The sequence below is a fragment of the Vulcanococcus sp. DEBay_Sum22DG08_74 genome, from assembly GCF_017852955.1.
Classification (GTDB): domain Bacteria; phylum Cyanobacteriota; class Cyanobacteriia; order PCC-6307; family Cyanobiaceae; genus Vulcanococcus.
Map to the genome: position 1 here is coordinate 1 of NZ_JAFMKL010000047.1, position 12,847 is coordinate 12,847.

General features: G+C 64.7%; 19 protein-coding genes. 12 read left to right on the plus strand and 7 right to left on the minus strand.

The annotated features are described in order from the left end of the window. The first annotated feature begins 8 nt into the window (after nt 1-8). From QZ184_RS06765 to QZ184_RS06785, 5 genes are all read left to right on the plus strand, one after another. Nucleotides 9-431 (plus strand): SufE family protein, encoded by a 423-nt coding sequence (locus QZ184_RS06765; protein WP_247479193.1) that lies wholly within the window; start codon nt 9-11, stop codon nt 429-431. 39 nt (nt 432-470) lie between these two features. Beyond that, nucleotides 471-1,781 carry a homoserine dehydrogenase gene (locus QZ184_RS06770; RefSeq protein ID WP_296415990.1) on the plus strand — a complete coding sequence of 437 codons (1,311 nt, stop codon included), beginning with the start codon at nt 471-473 and terminating at the stop codon, nt 1,779-1,781. A 162-nt stretch (nt 1,782-1,943) separates the two neighbouring features. After that, nucleotides 1,944-2,135, plus strand: a complete 192-nt coding sequence (locus tag QZ184_RS06775) for a hypothetical protein (RefSeq protein ID WP_050778503.1) — start codon at nt 1,944-1,946, stop codon at nt 2,133-2,135. Nucleotides 2,136-2,203: 68 nt separating this feature from the next. Beyond that, nucleotides 2,204-3,745: an ABC transporter substrate-binding protein gene (locus QZ184_RS06780; protein ID WP_296418707.1), complete on the plus strand. Its 1,542-nt coding sequence runs from the start codon at nt 2,204-2,206 to the stop codon at nt 3,743-3,745. Next, on the plus strand, nt 3,742-4,761 hold the full coding sequence (locus QZ184_RS06785; RefSeq protein ID WP_010317952.1) for an ABC transporter permease: 1,020 nt from the start codon (nt 3,742-3,744) through the stop codon (nt 4,759-4,761). Before QZ184_RS06780 ends, QZ184_RS06785 begins: the two co-directional genes overlap by 4 nt. On the opposite strand, the gene QZ184_RS06790 is transcribed toward QZ184_RS06785, so the two are convergent. Next, nucleotides 4,706-6,367, minus strand: a complete 1,662-nt coding sequence (locus QZ184_RS06790; protein WP_296418709.1) for an alpha/beta hydrolase — start codon at nt 6,365-6,367, stop codon at nt 4,706-4,708. The two genes, QZ184_RS06785 and QZ184_RS06790, sit on opposite strands and share 56 nt — an antisense overlap. Nucleotides 6,368-6,369: 2 nt before the next feature. Between QZ184_RS06790 and QZ184_RS06795 the strand changes: the two genes are divergently transcribed. Beyond that, nucleotides 6,370-7,587 carry an MFS transporter gene (locus tag QZ184_RS06795; RefSeq protein ID WP_296418711.1) on the plus strand — a complete coding sequence of 406 codons (1,218 nt, stop codon included), beginning with the start codon at nt 6,370-6,372 and terminating at the stop codon, nt 7,585-7,587. Here QZ184_RS06795 and QZ184_RS06800 read toward each other — a convergent pair. Together QZ184_RS06800 and QZ184_RS06805 are read right to left on the minus strand one after the other, a co-directional pair. Continuing rightward, on the minus strand, nt 7,584-7,766 hold the full coding sequence (locus QZ184_RS06800; protein ID WP_010317955.1) for a hypothetical protein: 183 nt from the start codon (nt 7,764-7,766) through the stop codon (nt 7,584-7,586). The genes QZ184_RS06795 and QZ184_RS06800 overlap by 4 nt on opposite strands. Nucleotides 7,767-7,799: 33 nt before the next feature. Next, entirely contained in the window at nt 7,800-7,922 is a 123-nt protein-coding gene (locus QZ184_RS06805) for a hypothetical protein (protein ID WP_010317956.1), read from the minus strand. 39 nt (nt 7,923-7,961) lie between these two features. Between QZ184_RS06805 and QZ184_RS06810 the strand changes: the two genes are divergently transcribed. Beyond that, nucleotides 7,962-8,117 (plus strand): hypothetical protein, encoded by a 156-nt coding sequence (locus tag QZ184_RS06810; RefSeq protein WP_296418713.1) that lies wholly within the window; start codon nt 7,962-7,964, stop codon nt 8,115-8,117. Here the strand turns inward: QZ184_RS06810 and QZ184_RS06815 are convergent. After that, a complete protein-coding gene (locus QZ184_RS06815; protein ID WP_296415986.1) occupies nt 8,091-8,573 on the minus strand; it encodes an early protein (E6) in 483 nt (160 codons plus the stop codon). The two genes, QZ184_RS06810 and QZ184_RS06815, sit on opposite strands and share 27 nt — an antisense overlap. Nucleotides 8,574-8,632: 59 nt before the next feature. On the opposite strand from QZ184_RS06815, the gene QZ184_RS06820 reads away from it, so the two are divergent. Both QZ184_RS06820 and arfB read left to right on the plus strand, forming a co-directional pair. Then, nucleotides 8,633-8,869, plus strand: coding sequence for a hypothetical protein (locus QZ184_RS06820; protein ID WP_010317959.1), 237 nt, complete (start codon nt 8,633-8,635; stop codon nt 8,867-8,869). A 9-nt stretch (nt 8,870-8,878) separates the two neighbouring features. After that, nucleotides 8,879-9,313, plus strand: coding sequence for an alternative ribosome rescue aminoacyl-tRNA hydrolase ArfB (arfB, locus tag QZ184_RS06825; RefSeq protein WP_296415984.1), 435 nt, complete (start codon nt 8,879-8,881; stop codon nt 9,311-9,313). 18 nt (nt 9,314-9,331) lie between these two features. Here the strand turns inward: arfB and QZ184_RS06830 are convergent, their stop codons facing one another. Beyond that, nucleotides 9,332-9,544, minus strand: coding sequence for a Nif11-like leader peptide family natural product precursor (locus QZ184_RS06830; protein WP_010317963.1), 213 nt, complete (start codon nt 9,542-9,544; stop codon nt 9,332-9,334). Between the two features lie 140 nt (nt 9,545-9,684). Between QZ184_RS06830 and QZ184_RS06835 the strand changes: the two genes are divergently transcribed. Together QZ184_RS06835 and QZ184_RS06840 are read left to right on the plus strand one after the other, a co-directional pair. Beyond that, nucleotides 9,685-9,831 (plus strand): hypothetical protein, encoded by a 147-nt coding sequence (locus tag QZ184_RS06835; protein WP_010317965.1) that lies wholly within the window; start codon nt 9,685-9,687, stop codon nt 9,829-9,831. Nucleotides 9,832-9,867: 36 nt separating this feature from the next. Beyond that, nucleotides 9,868-10,122, plus strand: coding sequence for a hypothetical protein (locus QZ184_RS06840; protein WP_296418716.1), 255 nt, complete (start codon nt 9,868-9,870; stop codon nt 10,120-10,122). A gap of 9 nt (nt 10,123-10,131) precedes the next feature. Here QZ184_RS06840 and ychF read toward each other — a convergent pair whose 3' ends face one another. Next, on the minus strand, nt 10,132-11,223 hold the full coding sequence (gene ychF / locus QZ184_RS06845) for a redox-regulated ATPase YchF (protein WP_296415982.1): 1,092 nt from the start codon (nt 11,221-11,223) through the stop codon (nt 10,132-10,134). 115 nt (nt 11,224-11,338) lie between these two features. Between ychF and QZ184_RS06850 the strand changes: the two genes are divergently transcribed. After that, entirely contained in the window at nt 11,339-12,538 is a 1,200-nt protein-coding gene (locus QZ184_RS06850; protein WP_296415980.1) for an efflux RND transporter periplasmic adaptor subunit, read from the plus strand. On the opposite strand, the gene QZ184_RS06855 is transcribed toward QZ184_RS06850, so the two are convergent. Next, the coding region (locus QZ184_RS06855) for a UDP-N-acetylglucosamine 2-epimerase (RefSeq protein ID WP_296418717.1) at nt 12,535-12,847 on the minus strand (313 nt) is incomplete at its 5' end. The genes QZ184_RS06850 and QZ184_RS06855 overlap by 4 nt on opposite strands.

Sequence of the window (12,847 nt, forward strand, 5' to 3'; positions counted from 1 at the left end):
AACCGTTAATGGCCACCGGCAGCCAGAAGCTCGATCAAATCGTTGACCGCCTCAAAGGCACGGCCGACCCCAAGCGCCGCTACGAATACGTGCTCTGGCTCGCCAAGAAGTTGGAGCCCCTGCCGGAGGAGTTCCGCAACGACGTCTTCAAGGTCAAGGGCTGCGTCTCCCAGGTGTACGTGGTCGGTCAGCTCGTGGATGGAAAACTCCACTGGCAGGGCGATTCCGATGCCGCCATCACCAAAGGCCTCCTCGCTCTATTGATTGAGGGCACCGAGGGCCTGGATCCCTCGGCCATCGCCGGCATTGACCCGGCCTTCTTGAGTGAAACGGGTCTGCAGGCCAGCCTGACCCCCTCGCGGGCCAATGGCTTTCTCAACATCTTCAAGATGATGCAGGCCCAAGCCAGCGCCCTCAGCTCAGCCGACTAGGTCGATTTCTAGGATCAGTCGTTTCGGAACGGCGTCAGGATGACCATCGGCATCGGCTTGCTCGGGCTCGGCACTGTGGGAGCAGGCGTTGCGGAAATCCTGCAGACCCCTGACGGTCGCCATCCACTGGTGGGAGAACTGGCGCTGAAACGGGTCGCCGTAAGGGATCTGAACCGCCCTCGGCCCATCGATCTCCCCAGCGACATCCTCTGCACCGACCCTGAAGCGGTGGTCCAGGACCCCGCGGTCGACATCGTCGTTGAGGTCATGGGCGGCCTCGAGCCCGCCCGCAGCCTGATCCTGGCGGCGATTGCGGCTGGCAAACCCGTAGTCACCGCAAACAAAGCGGTCATTGCCCGCCATGGCGAAGAAATTGCGGCTGCGGCCGCCGAACAAGGCGTTTATGTGCTGATCGAAGCCGCCGTTGGCGGCGGGATCCCGATCATCGAACCCCTCAAGCAATCCCTAGGGGGCAACCGCATCCAACGGGTGAGCGGGATCATCAATGGCACCACCAACTACATCCTCAGCCGCATGGCCGATGAGGGTGCGGCCTATGCCGAGGTGCTCGCTGATGCCCAACGGCTGGGCTATGCCGAGGCCGATCCCGCTGCCGATGTGGGTGGTGGCGATGCCGCCGACAAGATCGCCATCCTCTCGGGCCTGGCCTACGGCGGACCGATCGAGCGCGCGGCCATTCCAACCGAAGGCATCGATCGCCTGGATGGCTGCGATGTGACCTACGCCGAGCAACTGGGCTACGTCGTGAAACTGGTGGCCCAAGCCCAGAATCTGGGCACCGCCAGCGATGGCACCGTGCAGCTGGATGTACGCGTCAGCCCCACCCTGCTGCCCAAGGATCACCCCCTCGCCGGGGTGCATGGCGTGAACAACGCCATCCTGGTGGAAGGCGACCCGGTGGGTCGTGTGATGTTCTACGGCCCTGGAGCCGGATCCGGGCCCACCGCCTCCGCCGTGGTGGCTGACATCTTGAACATTGCCGGGATCCGGGCGGCCACCGGCAACAGCGGCGGACTCGACCCGCTGCTGGCGGCCAGCCGTTGGCGCAATTGCGCCCTGGTGGATGCGGGCGAGACCCTGCAGCGTCACTACGTGCGTCTGCAAACCGGTGATGAAGCCGGAGTGATCGGCCGCATTGGCAGCTGCTTTGGCGAGCAAGGGGTCTCGATCCGCTCCATCGTCCAGTTCGAAACCACCGGGGATGCGGCCGACGCCGAGATCGTGGTGATCACCCATGAGGTGAAGCAGCAGCACTTCGCGGCGGCACTCGCCGCCATCAAGGCCCTGCCAGAGGTGAAAGCCGTGGCCGCCTGCCTACCCACGCTCTAGTGGCAGCGGAGCTGGCACCTGGGCCAGAGTTGGGGGATCGATTCGTGCCGTTCCCCTGACCCAAGCGCAGTTTTGTAGCGCCTCAAACGTTTTGAGCGCAAACAAGGCGGAATTCTTGGCGGGTCAGTTGGTTTGAGCCTCGGCCTCTTTGCTCTGTTGGCCATGAACCCATCTCGCGCCTTCCATCAAGGCGATTGCGTCAACCTGATCAGTGATTCCCACACCTATCAAGTGGTGGGAATCGATGACAGCCACGACCGCTGCTGGGTGCGGCGCTGGCCCCTGGCCCGCCATGGGTGCCCGGTGTTTGAGATTTCCCTGCAACAGCTCGAGCCCCGCAAATCGATGTCTTAGGGCTTGAATAGGGGCGCTCAGCCAAGCGCCCCATCACTCGCCTTCCCGCTGCTGCCGGCCTGCTCGCCTTGCTGCCGGCCCTGCAGCTGCTGATGGGCTGCCAACCACCCCATCCCGCTGGCCAGCTGGTGGTGGCCAACAAGAGCAGCCTGGACTCCGTCGACCCGGTGGACGTCTATCTGCTGGCCGGAACGCAACTGCTGAGCGCCGTCGGCGACCCGCTCTACGCCGCCGATCGCCAGGGGCAACTCCAACCCAGGCTGGCCACGGCCCTGCCGCAATTCAGTGCGGATGGACTCAGCGCCCGGATTCCGCTGCGCCAAGGCGTGCTGTTCCACGACGGAACCCGCTTCGACGCCGAGGCGATGGTCTTCAACCTCAACCGCTTTCGGCGCCTGGGGAAACTCAGTTATCTGCTGGATGATCGGATCGAATCCGTCCGCAGCGTTGGGCCCTACGCGATCGAAGTCCGCCTGACGCGCCCCTACCGCGCCCTGGCGGCGCTGCTGAGTTCGATCACCTTCACCCCGGTCTCCCCGACGGCCTACCGGGACTACGGCGAGCGCTCCTTGACGGGCCGCTTTGTCGGCACGGGCCCCTACCGCTTGGTGAGCTTCAGCCCGCGCAAACAGCAGTTGCTCCCCTTTGCGGACTACTGGGGCGAGCCCGCCAAGAACGCGGGGATCCACCTCATCACCCTGAGCAACTCCACTGCCCTCTTTGGCTCCCTCATCAGCGGAGAGGTGGACCTGCTGATCTCCAGTGGCCTCGAGAGTGACCAGCAGCAGGCCCTCGATGCCCGCGTGGCGCGCGGTGAGCTGGTGAGCGGAGAAGGGCCGGCGATCGAGATCGCCCTGATGGCCCTCAACAGCCAACGCCCTCCCTTCAACCGCAGCAGGCTGCGGCAGGCGGTGGCCCTCAGCCTGGATCGCCGGCTGATCAGCCAACGGGTCAGCTTTGACATGAGCGAACCCCTGCGCTCCCTGGTGCCCCCACCGCTGGCCGGCTCGAGCCCCCCCAGCTGGCCGGCCTACGACCCCAAGGCCGCTCGGGCCCTCTACCGGCAAGAGGGCTACTGCTCAGGGCAACGGCTGACGCTGCCGCTGACCTTCCGCTCGAACCATGCCTCGGATCGTCTCTTTGCCCTGACCTGGCAAGCCCAGTTGCGCCGGGACCTCGGAGACTGCGTGCGCCTGGAGATCACAGGGGTGGAGTCCACCAGCGCCTACCGGCAGCTGTCCCAGGGGGTCTTCCCGATGATCATTTACGACTGGATTGGCGATTACCCCGACCCCGACACCTACCTGGCACCCCTACTGGGCTGCCGCAGGAGCAAGGGCGACCAATGCCTCTCAGGCAGCAGCGTCGATTCCGGTAGCTTCTGGACCAGGCCAGGCCTGCAACAGCAGCTCCAGGCCAGTGAGAGCCGTACGGGTGCGGCGCGCCAATCCACCCTGTTGACGATTCAACGGGAGGCGGCGGATGGGGCCTCCTTTGTTCCGCTCTGGCAAGTCAATGCGCGCGCCTGGGGGCAGCGAAACCTCAGCGCGCCCGAGTTCGATGGAAGCGGTCGGGTGATCCTGCAGCAGCTGGAGCCGGTGAAGCGATGAGCCGACGCCATCACCTCTGGGGCTACCTGCTGAGCCGCCTGGCCCTGGTGCCGGTGATGCTCTGGCTGATCGCGAGCCTGGTCTTTCTCCTGCTTCGGGTTGCCCCTGGCGATCCCATCGATGCCCTGCTTGGCCCGCGGGCACCGCAAAGCGCTCGAGAAGCCCTCCGGCAACAACTGGGCCTCGATCAAAGTCTTCCGGTCCAGTACGGCCAGTACCTGAGCGACCTGCTGCACGGCCAGCTCGGGACCTCCTTGACCAACCAAGAGCCTGTGACGGCGGTGATTGCCCGCAGTCTTCCCGCCAGCCTGGAGCTCGGCCTGACGGCCCTGCTGATCGCTGCGGTCGTTGGCCTGGCCGTTGGCTTCAGTGGCATTGCCAGGCCCGAGGGGAAGCTCGATCTCTCCGCCCGGCTCTATGGGATTGGGACCTACGCCATGCCGCCGTTTTGGGCGGCGATGATGGTCCAGCTGGTCTTCGCGGTCTGGCTGGGATGGCTGCCGGTCGGCGGACGCTTCCCCGCCACCTTGATCCCACCGGATGGCAGTGGCTTTTATCTGCTCGACAGCCTGCTGCAGGGGAACGGCCAGCAGTTCTGGGGAGCGATCCGGCATCTCGTGCTGCCCGCCAGCACCTTGGGGATCCTGCTCAGCGGGATCTTCGCCAATGCCCTGCGCCTCAATCTGCGCCGGGCCTTGGATTCCGACTACGTGGAAGCGGCCCGCAGCCGCGGCCTGAGTGAACGCCGGGTCGTGCTTCGCCATGCCCTGCCCAACGCCCTGCTGCCGGTCCTGACCATCGCCGGGATCACCGTGGCCTCCTTGATCGGTGGAGCCCTGTTGATCGAGGTCACCTATTCCTGGCCTGGGGTGGCCTTCCGTCTGCAGGAGGCCATTAGCCAACGCAACTACCCCGTTGTCCAGGGGATCGTCGTGGTGGTGGCCAGCCTGGTGGTGGCGGTCAGCGTGCTGGTGGACCTGCTGGTGGCGCTACTCGATCCACGCGTGAAGTTCTGACCTCGATGCGTTCCTGCCAGAGCTTGGCCAGGTCGTGGTCAAGCACATAGGCACTGACACCACCAACGTGCCGGCGCTGGGGCGGTAGGTCCCGCTTCAGCCCCCCTTGATCGAGGCCCCAGAGAAACTCACTGCTCAAGCTCAAGATCAAGTTCTGCACCCGGGCGGGATCCACACCAACCCACTCCTCGCCGAACTTGAACAGGGGGGCCTCGCCTCCGGCCTGCATCCGAACCGGGGAGAAATGACTCGCCCCCTCCAACAACACCAGACGGCTGCGGGGATTGGGATCCGGCAAAAACAGATGCAGCTGCTCACTGAGCGGCGGCGTAATCAAGTCCAGGCTTCCGCCGACCATCAACACGGGCGCCTCCAGGCCCCGCAGACCCCGATGGGGCCAAAGCAGGCTGCCGAAACCATTGAGGGTCACCACCCCTGCAATCGGCTGGGCCAGCGGTTGCGCCGGCGGCAGGGGCACCTCGGGGAGCTGGCACTGGAGCAGCCGCGAGAGGTTGATCAGGGGTAGATCCGCCAGGGATCGCTTGCAACGGCGCTGCAGTCCTGGTTCCGGACGCAGCCCTGCCGCCAACAGGCTCGTCAGCCCCGCCAGGGAGTGACCCATCAGGACCACCCGCTGCCCCAGTTGCGACAATCCCCCGATTTGCGCCGCGGCCACCACGGCCTGCAGGTCTTGCACCCGGCCGGGGAGGGTCTCAGCTCCAGGGGGGAGACGTCGCCCCTGGACCAACTCCCGCACCGCCAGTTCGTTGCTGCCGGGGTGATCGAGCAGGACCACGGGCCAGTCCCGTTCATGCAGGGCCTGGGCCAACCAGCGCAACTGATCGGTACTGCCCCCCAAGCCAGGCATGAGCAACACCCAGGTCTTGGCATCAGGGACCGGCCAGAGCTCAAGCGCCAGGGGCTGCTGACGATGGGGAACCGGCAAACGCCAGCGCTGGGGAGGCTGATCAGCCGCAGAGGATTGCTGATCCAGCAGCACGCCATCGGCGAGCGGCAGCAGCGGGGTCCCCTGCGGCAGCGGCAAGGTCTGCAGGGCCTGGAGCGCCAGCTCCTGATCGAACAACTGCTGCTGCCAACCGCGGGCGAGCTGCTGGAGTCCATCGAGATTGATGGTGAGCTGCTGGGCCGGCAGTGCCCGCATCAGCTCGATCACCGTCACCTGCCGCTGCTCTTTGAGCAAGGTGTTGAGGGTGCTGAGAACCAGCGGACCGGCATTGCCGTTCTCGGTGCTGATCAAAACGCCCAGTTCTTCGGCGACCCGCTGGCCCGCCCAACTGCGCATCATCTGTTGAGTGAAGCTGCGCTCCTCCACCAGTGGGGCATTGAGCAGCTGATGCAACTGCTGCTTGCTTTGGGGATCGAGCAGGTTGAGCCAGACCGCCAGCTCCCCAGCGCGCGTGGACGGATCACGGCTCCAGCGTTCCAGCTCCACCAGGTTGAGGGGCAGGTCCAACCCCTCCAGGTGGATGTCGAGTTGCTCAGCGGCCCGCAGTGGCGGAGCCAGCAGGGAGCCCAAGGACAGAACGCCAGCCAGCAGACTGCTGGTCAGTGCACGGCGGCGACGCAAGCGGGTTGGCTCAACCACGGATGCAGGCAACAGGCTGGAGCTGGTGGCACCAGTTTCCCCCGGCACTCCGGGAACTGGCCAGTGTTCGATTGGTCGCGAGTTTTGGCGCCGGTGGGATTTTGTATCTCACCCCGATGGTGTTTCACCAGCAGGGCTTCAATGCCGCCTCCATTGGCCTGGGTTTGGCCCTCGCCGCCCTGGCTGGCACCGTTGGGCGCTTCATCAGTGGAGCCCTCCTGGATCAGGGCCGCAGTTGCGGGACCCCGGTGCTGATGGCGGCGGCCTGTGGATTTGCCGGTGACGCTCTGCTGCTGCAGGCCAGCAGCATGGGGGGCTACATCGCTGGCCAGGTCTGCATCGGCATGGCCGGCGGCCTCTACTGGCCAGCGGTTGAACTCGCTGTGCCGCAGTGCGCGAGCCCACTGCCGTCGGCGAAGGGCTACGCCCTGGTGCGCAGCAGTGATGCCCTCGGTGTGGCCTCAGGAACCCTCTGCGGTTCGCTGCTCGCGGCCGCCGGGCTGTTGCGCGGGGTCTACTGGATCGACATCGCGGCGGTCCTCGCTCTGGCGGCGCTGCTGTTGCTCAAACCCCTGCCCAAAGCCGCCAAGGCCAGCGAGTACGCGGAGGGGCAACGTCCCCTGCGGCAATGGCTGCCAGCCCTGGTGCCGATGCTTGGCATCTCGGTGGTGGCCACCTCCATCCCAGCGCTGATGCAGAGCGCACTGCCGCTGGATCTGGTCCGCGGCGGCCTGAACCGAGCTGGCCAGACAGAAAGCCTGAGCGCCCTCCTGATCGGTCTGCAACTGGGTCTGCTGGTGTTGATCCAATGGCCCGTTGGCCGAGCCATGGCCCTGCGGCCAGTGGGGACCGGCCTGGGGCTGAGCCTGATCTGCTTCAGCAGCGGGACCCTGCTCCTGGCCGTCTCAGCCCTGAGCCACTCCGGCCTCGTTCTGGTGGTCATCGCCCTCACGATCATCGCCCTGGGCGAAGCCGCCTTCCTACCGACAGCCACGGAGGCGGTGATTGAGCTCAGTCCCCGTGGCCACGGCGGCCTGGCGATGGCCCTCTTCTCTCAGTGCTTCGCGCTCAGTGCCTTCGCCGCACCGCTGCTGGCGGGGGTTTTGCTGGATGGCCATGGCCATGGCGTGGGCCTGTGGTTCGCGACAGCGGCGATCTGTGCGCTGAGCTTGCTGCTGGTCAGACCGGTGCAGAACCGCTCGAAGCGGCGGGTGGGTTAAGAGGCCTTGTCTTTGGCGTTCTTTGCAGCCCAGGCCTCGTGGGGCAGGGGCTCGGTTCCGTACTCCCAATCGTCGTAATCGGGATCGTTGCGGATCTGCTTGTGCAGCTCCTTCTGGCGATCGAAATCGTGGGCCTGACGGTCGTCACCGGTGGTTTCAGGGGAGGGCTGAGCCGTCATGGCAGACCTGGAGCTGACGCCATTGTGGAACAGCTACTTGGATTTGGAAGGCAAGAGCCGCAACCAAGCCCAGAAAAGCAATCCCACCGGAAGGATGGCGAGCAGCAGCAACGTCAGAACAAAGCGCAGTTCCTCGTCCACCAGATCAGGAGCCATTTCCGCGAGACTGATCGTGCCCGATCACCCATGGACCTGATGCATCAGCTCTGGCTGCTGGTTCCCTGGGCCGTCTTCGCCCTGGCCGCGGGGGTCAAGTTCTGGCGACTCACCCAGCCCTTCCGCCGGCAGCTCGCCGAGCCCAGCACGGAGCAGGTCCGTGCCTCCCTAGAACGCAGCTGGAACAGTCGCTGAGGGGCGCTGGCCAGAGCAGGCCAAGCAGCCTCCGTTGATGCGATAGGGAGCCAAGTGATCACGCAGGCAGCGCGTGCCACGAAAAAACAGCACCTGACCCTGCTCGCGGGCATGGGCATCGGTCAGGGGTAAGGCGAGCCAGCTCTCTGGGACAAGGCCCTTGAGCGCCTGGCGGTTGGCCAGAGCCTCACGACGCCGTTGCCGCTCCTCACGGTCGTTCTTCTCGCAGACCGCCTCGACTTGAAGTTCACGGGAGCAGGCCGCACAGGCCTGAACTGTGGGCTTCTTGCGCGCGAGGTTGTGGGAGAGCTTGTCGCTCGGCACCTCGCGCTCCTGACCGCAGCTGCAGCGACACCACCAGTAGGCATTGCCCGCCTTGGAGCGCTTCTCTGACGCGCGTACAACGGTGAGCTGGCCATACACCTCACCAATGCGATTGCGCGGCTTGGAAGGCATTCACCCCAATGAACTCTGCTAAAAACCCTACGGAGGGAATTGCAGAAAACAAAGAAGCGATGACGCGACGCAACAGCGCATTGATTCGACTGCTGCTCTCGGCCCTCTGGATCTTGCTCTGGGTGTTTGCCTTCTTGAGCCTCACCAGAGTGTTGCTCTGGGGCTTGAGTTGGTATTTCATCCGAGCCGCCATCGCCATCGGCTTGGCGTACTACGTGATCGATCGCCTACGGCGCCTGCGTCAGGTCCAGCACCTACGCGCCCTGACTTTCCGGGCCTGGCTGGAGGAGGACTAGCTCCCAACCGTGGCCCTTGAGCTTGTGATTCATCCACGGCTGGTCATTCCAGCGGCGGATTTGACCTGGTCCTTTCGCCGCAGCGCTGGCCCGGGCGGACAAAACGTCAACAAGCTGGAAACGGCTGTCGAGCTCAGTTTTGACATCGAAGCCTGCTCAGTTCTTGGACCATTTCAGAAACAACGACTGCAGGCACGGCTGCCGCAGTTGAAAGGCTCGAGCGTGCTCAGCATTCAGGCCTCCGAGCACCGTTCCCAGTACAAAAACCGCTGCCTCGCCCTTGAAAAGATGGCCGCGGTGCTGCGCGAGGCCCTGAAGCCAGACCCCAAACCACGCCGCGCCACCAAGCCCTCGAAAGCAGCCACTCGCCGGCGTCTGGACAGTAAAAAAATGCGAGGTGATGTCAAACGCAACCGGCAACATCGGCCGCGCCTGGATGACTGATCTCTCGAGGACGAAGGCCTAGACGTAGCGCCCCGGGTATTCCCCCGGATGGTCAATGCGGGTCACCCTCACACCTGCTGCCGATTGCCCCGAGAAGCGCAGGATGTCACTGCCAGAGACCTCAAAGCCCAGGTCCTGGGCCAGGCGGGCGACATCGTCGGCCGTCATCGCCTCCTCCAGCGCTTGCCGCAGTGCTGGCTCAGCCTGAACCCGCACAAAAAACTGCTGCAACTGCTGGAAAGACAACGTGCTCCATCCTCAGGAGGCCAGGCTAAAAGCTGTCGGCTTGAGCACAGCCGCCGGTGGCCTAGAGCGCAACGGAATCCAGTCAGAACAGGCACTCTGAGGGGCGCGAAGCCATCTCGGCCTGAATGGAAGCCACCCTCCCCGTGGTCATCACCCCGGATCACGAGACCCGCGCGCTGTGGCCGGAATGGCCGGAGAGCACCTTCACCATTCCCGCTCGAACTCTCCAGAACGATGGGCTGAGTTGGGATGAGCTGCTGGGGCAGCGCTGAAGCCCCCAAACTGGTGGGACTGCGCCTCCGCCGCCCATGCCAGGCCCCGCCGCCGTCAGCGCGAAAGACAAAAACGAGTGGGCAAACTTTGTCGTTCAGGAAGTGGTGAGCTTCCTTGGTGCGCGCAAAGAAGAGATCTACGCCAACTACGCCGCGCAAAGCGAGGGCAAGCTCAGCCGGGAGACCATCGAAGAGGCCGGGCTGATGGATTTTGAAATCGCCCTGACCTATCTGCAGGACCGCAGCTCAGGTCTGGGCCGCGGTTTTCTTGGGATGAATCTGATTCGCTAACGGCTCGACTTACACGTTGAAGAGAAACTCCATCACATCGCCTTCTTCAACGACGTACTCCTTCCCTTCAGCGCGCAGCCAACCTTTATTACGGGCTTCAGAGAGTGAACCCGCTTCAAGCAACTGCTTGTAGCCAATGGTCTGGGCCCGAATAAAGCCGCGCTCGAAGTCGGTGTGAATCACACCAGCGGCCTGGGGAGCGGTCATGCCGGCTTTGATCGTCCAAGCACGGGTTTCCTTTTCACCCGTCGTGAAATAGGTGCGCAGGCCCAGCAGGCTGTAGGTGGCCCGGATCAGGCTCTGCAGACCACCCTCTTCAACACCCAGGCCTTCCAGGAATTCAGCACGATCCTCTTCCGGCAGCTCAATCAGTTCCGCCTCCACCTGCGCGGAGATACGCACGGTTCCTGCGCCCTCTTTCTCCGCCAAGACCGCGACTTCCTCGCAGTAGGCATTGCCACTGGAGAGGTCGTCTTCGCTGACGTTGGTGGCGTAGATGATTGGCTTGGCCGTCAGCAAGCCCAGGGGCTTGATCATCGCGGCCTCTTCCTCTGTGAGGCTGACGCTGCGGGCGGCACCGCCCTGCTCCAGCACCGCCTGGATGCGCTCAAGCGCCTCGTCTTCCGCCTGGGCTTCTTTGCTGGTGCGCGCTTGCTTTTTCAGACGCTCGCGGCGTTTCTCCACCTGGGACAGGTCCGCCAGGCCCAGCTCCAGGTTGATCACCTCGGCATCGCGGGCGGGTCCAACCGACCCACTCACGTGGATCACGTCGTCGTCCTCGAAGCAACGCACGACGTGGACGATGGCGTCCACCTCCCGGATGTTGGCCAGAAATTTGTTGCCCAGTCCTTCCCCTTGGCTGGCGCCCTTCACCAGGCCGGCGATATCGACAAACTCCACCCGCGTCGGGATCAGTTCCTTGCTCTTGCTCAGATCCGAAAGCTGCTGCAGGCGGGGATCAGGAACCGCCACCACACCGGAGTTCGGCTCAATCGTGCAAAAGGGATAGTTGGCGGCTTCCGCTTGAGCATTGGCCACCAAGGCGTTGAACAGGGTCGACTTGCCCACATTGGGCAGCCCCACGATTCCGGCTTTAAGCATCGATGGAATCTACGGTTTGCCCTCGATGGCGGTGATCCCTCCCTGACCGAACCCCCGCCCGCTGCCCGCCACCAGGAAGACTGGGGTGACACCGGGAGCCAGGCAGGTCAACGCGATGCTCCAAGACCGTCGTCGAAAACAACCTGTTGCGACCTGGCTGCAAGGCAACACCTTGAGCCTGAAGAGACTGGCGGCTGATCGCCCCTGGCTGGCCCGTCGTCGCTTCTGGGCCGCCGCCCTGGCCGGGACCGTTTTGATTGCCGGTGGAGCAACGGCGCTCAACCTCAGCCGCAGCGCCAAGCAAGCCCGCAGCCTCAACACTTACACCTCCGTCGCCGAGGAAGGCTCCCTGCCGGGCCTGATCACGGCCAGTGGCGAACTGGAGGCCTTCCGCCTGGTCAACGTCAGCCCCAAACGCCAAGGGGTACTCAAGACCCTTTATGTGGAAGAGGGCGACAGCGTCAAAGCCGGCCAGGCCCTGGCCCTGATGGATGGGGGTGACCTTCAGGACCGGCTCGAGGAGCTCTCCGCCCAACTGCAATCGGCCAAAGCCCAACAGGCGCGTAGCCAGAGCGAACTGCAACGCCGGGAAAACCTGGTGCGCAACGGCGCCATTAGCCAGGACAACTACAACAGCGCCAAGGCGGCCTACCTCGTCGACCGCGCCGCCGTCGAGGCTGCCCAACAGCGGCTGGAGCAGCGCGAGATGGAGCGCAGTGAATTGGTCGTCCGCGCTCCCTTTGCCGGAACCATCACCGCGCGGTTTGCCGACCCTGGGGCCTACGTGACGCCCACCACCTCGGCCTCCGCCTCCGCCGGTGCCAGCAGCTCCTCCATCGTCGAGTTAGCCCAGGGCCTCGAGGCCGTGGCCAAGGTGCCAGAAAGCGACATCGGCCGGATCAAGCTCGGGCAAACCGGCTCGGTGCGCGTCGATGCCTTCCCGGACCGTCGCTTCAAGGCCCAGGTCCGTCAGATCGCTCCGCGCGCGGCCAAGCTCAACAACGTCACCTCCTTTGAGGTCACCCTGAAGTTCGTCGAGCCGGCGCCTGAACTGCGCATCGGCATGACCGCCGACATCGACTTCAATACCGGGAACCTCCCACCGCGGACGCTGGTGCCGACGGTGGCGGTCGTGACCGAGCGGGGTAAGCCTGGGGTGCTGCTGGTGGGCCCGGGCAACCAGCCCAAGTTCCAAGCCGTGACCCTCGGAGCCAGTAGCGGCCGCAACACCCAAATCCTTGACGGCATCAAGCCCGGGACACGGGTCTTTATCGACCTGCCCCCCTGGGCAAAGCGCAAAGGCGATTCGAACTAAACCTGCGCCTCAGCCGCCGCATGGCGGCGCTCGTTGAGGAAGCTGCGGCAGGCCTCCAGGATGCGCGTGCTGGCCTGGCCATCCCCGAAGGGGTTGTGCGCCCTGGACATCTCTTCGTAGGCCTCGGCGTCATCCAGCAGCAGCGAAGCCTCCCGGAGAATGTCAGCGGAATCCGTGCCGATCAGCTTGGCGGTGCCGGCATCCACGGCCTCGGGCCGCTCGGTGGTGCGCCGCAGCACCAGGACAGGTTTACCCAAGGCCGGAGCTTCCTCCTGCAGTCCACCGGAGTCCGTCAACAGAAGCGTCGCG

Excerpts from the sequence above, each read along its gene's own strand:
- QZ184_RS06810 (WP_296418713.1), top strand. The coding sequence starts at position 7,962 with ATGCATCAGCTCTGGCTGCTGGTTCCCTGGGCCGTCTTCGCCCTGGCC.
- QZ184_RS06785 (WP_010317952.1), top strand. The coding sequence starts at position 3,742 with ATGAGCCGACGCCATCACCTCTGGGGCTACCTGCTGAGCCGCCTGGCC.
- QZ184_RS06840 (WP_296418716.1), top strand. The coding sequence starts at position 9,868 with ATGCCAGGCCCCGCCGCCGTCAGCGCGAAAGACAAAAACGAGTGGGCA.
- QZ184_RS06835 (WP_010317965.1), top strand. The coding sequence starts at position 9,685 with ATGGAAGCCACCCTCCCCGTGGTCATCACCCCGGATCACGAGACCCGC.
- QZ184_RS06775 (WP_050778503.1), top strand. The coding sequence starts at position 1,944 with ATGAACCCATCTCGCGCCTTCCATCAAGGCGATTGCGTCAACCTGATC.
- QZ184_RS06795 (WP_296418711.1), top strand. The coding sequence starts at position 6,370 with ATGCAGGCAACAGGCTGGAGCTGGTGGCACCAGTTTCCCCCGGCACTC.
- QZ184_RS06800 (WP_010317955.1), bottom strand. The coding sequence starts at position 7,766 with ATGACGGCTCAGCCCTCCCCTGAAACCACCGGTGACGACCGTCAGGCC.
- QZ184_RS06850 (WP_296415980.1), top strand. The coding sequence starts at position 11,339 with ATGCTCCAAGACCGTCGTCGAAAACAACCTGTTGCGACCTGGCTGCAA.
- QZ184_RS06820 (WP_010317959.1), top strand. The coding sequence starts at position 8,633 with ATGACGCGACGCAACAGCGCATTGATTCGACTGCTGCTCTCGGCCCTC.
- QZ184_RS06770 (WP_296415990.1), top strand. The coding sequence starts at position 471 with ATGACCATCGGCATCGGCTTGCTCGGGCTCGGCACTGTGGGAGCAGGC.
- ychF (WP_296415982.1), bottom strand. The coding sequence starts at position 11,223 with ATGCTTAAAGCCGGAATCGTGGGGCTGCCCAATGTGGGCAAGTCGACC.
- QZ184_RS06765 (WP_247479193.1), top strand. The coding sequence starts at position 9 with ATGGCCACCGGCAGCCAGAAGCTCGATCAAATCGTTGACCGCCTCAAA.
- QZ184_RS06815 (WP_296415986.1), bottom strand. The coding sequence starts at position 8,573 with ATGCCTTCCAAGCCGCGCAATCGCATTGGTGAGGTGTATGGCCAGCTC.
- QZ184_RS06805 (WP_010317956.1), bottom strand. The coding sequence starts at position 7,922 with ATGGCTCCTGATCTGGTGGACGAGGAACTGCGCTTTGTTCTGACGTTG.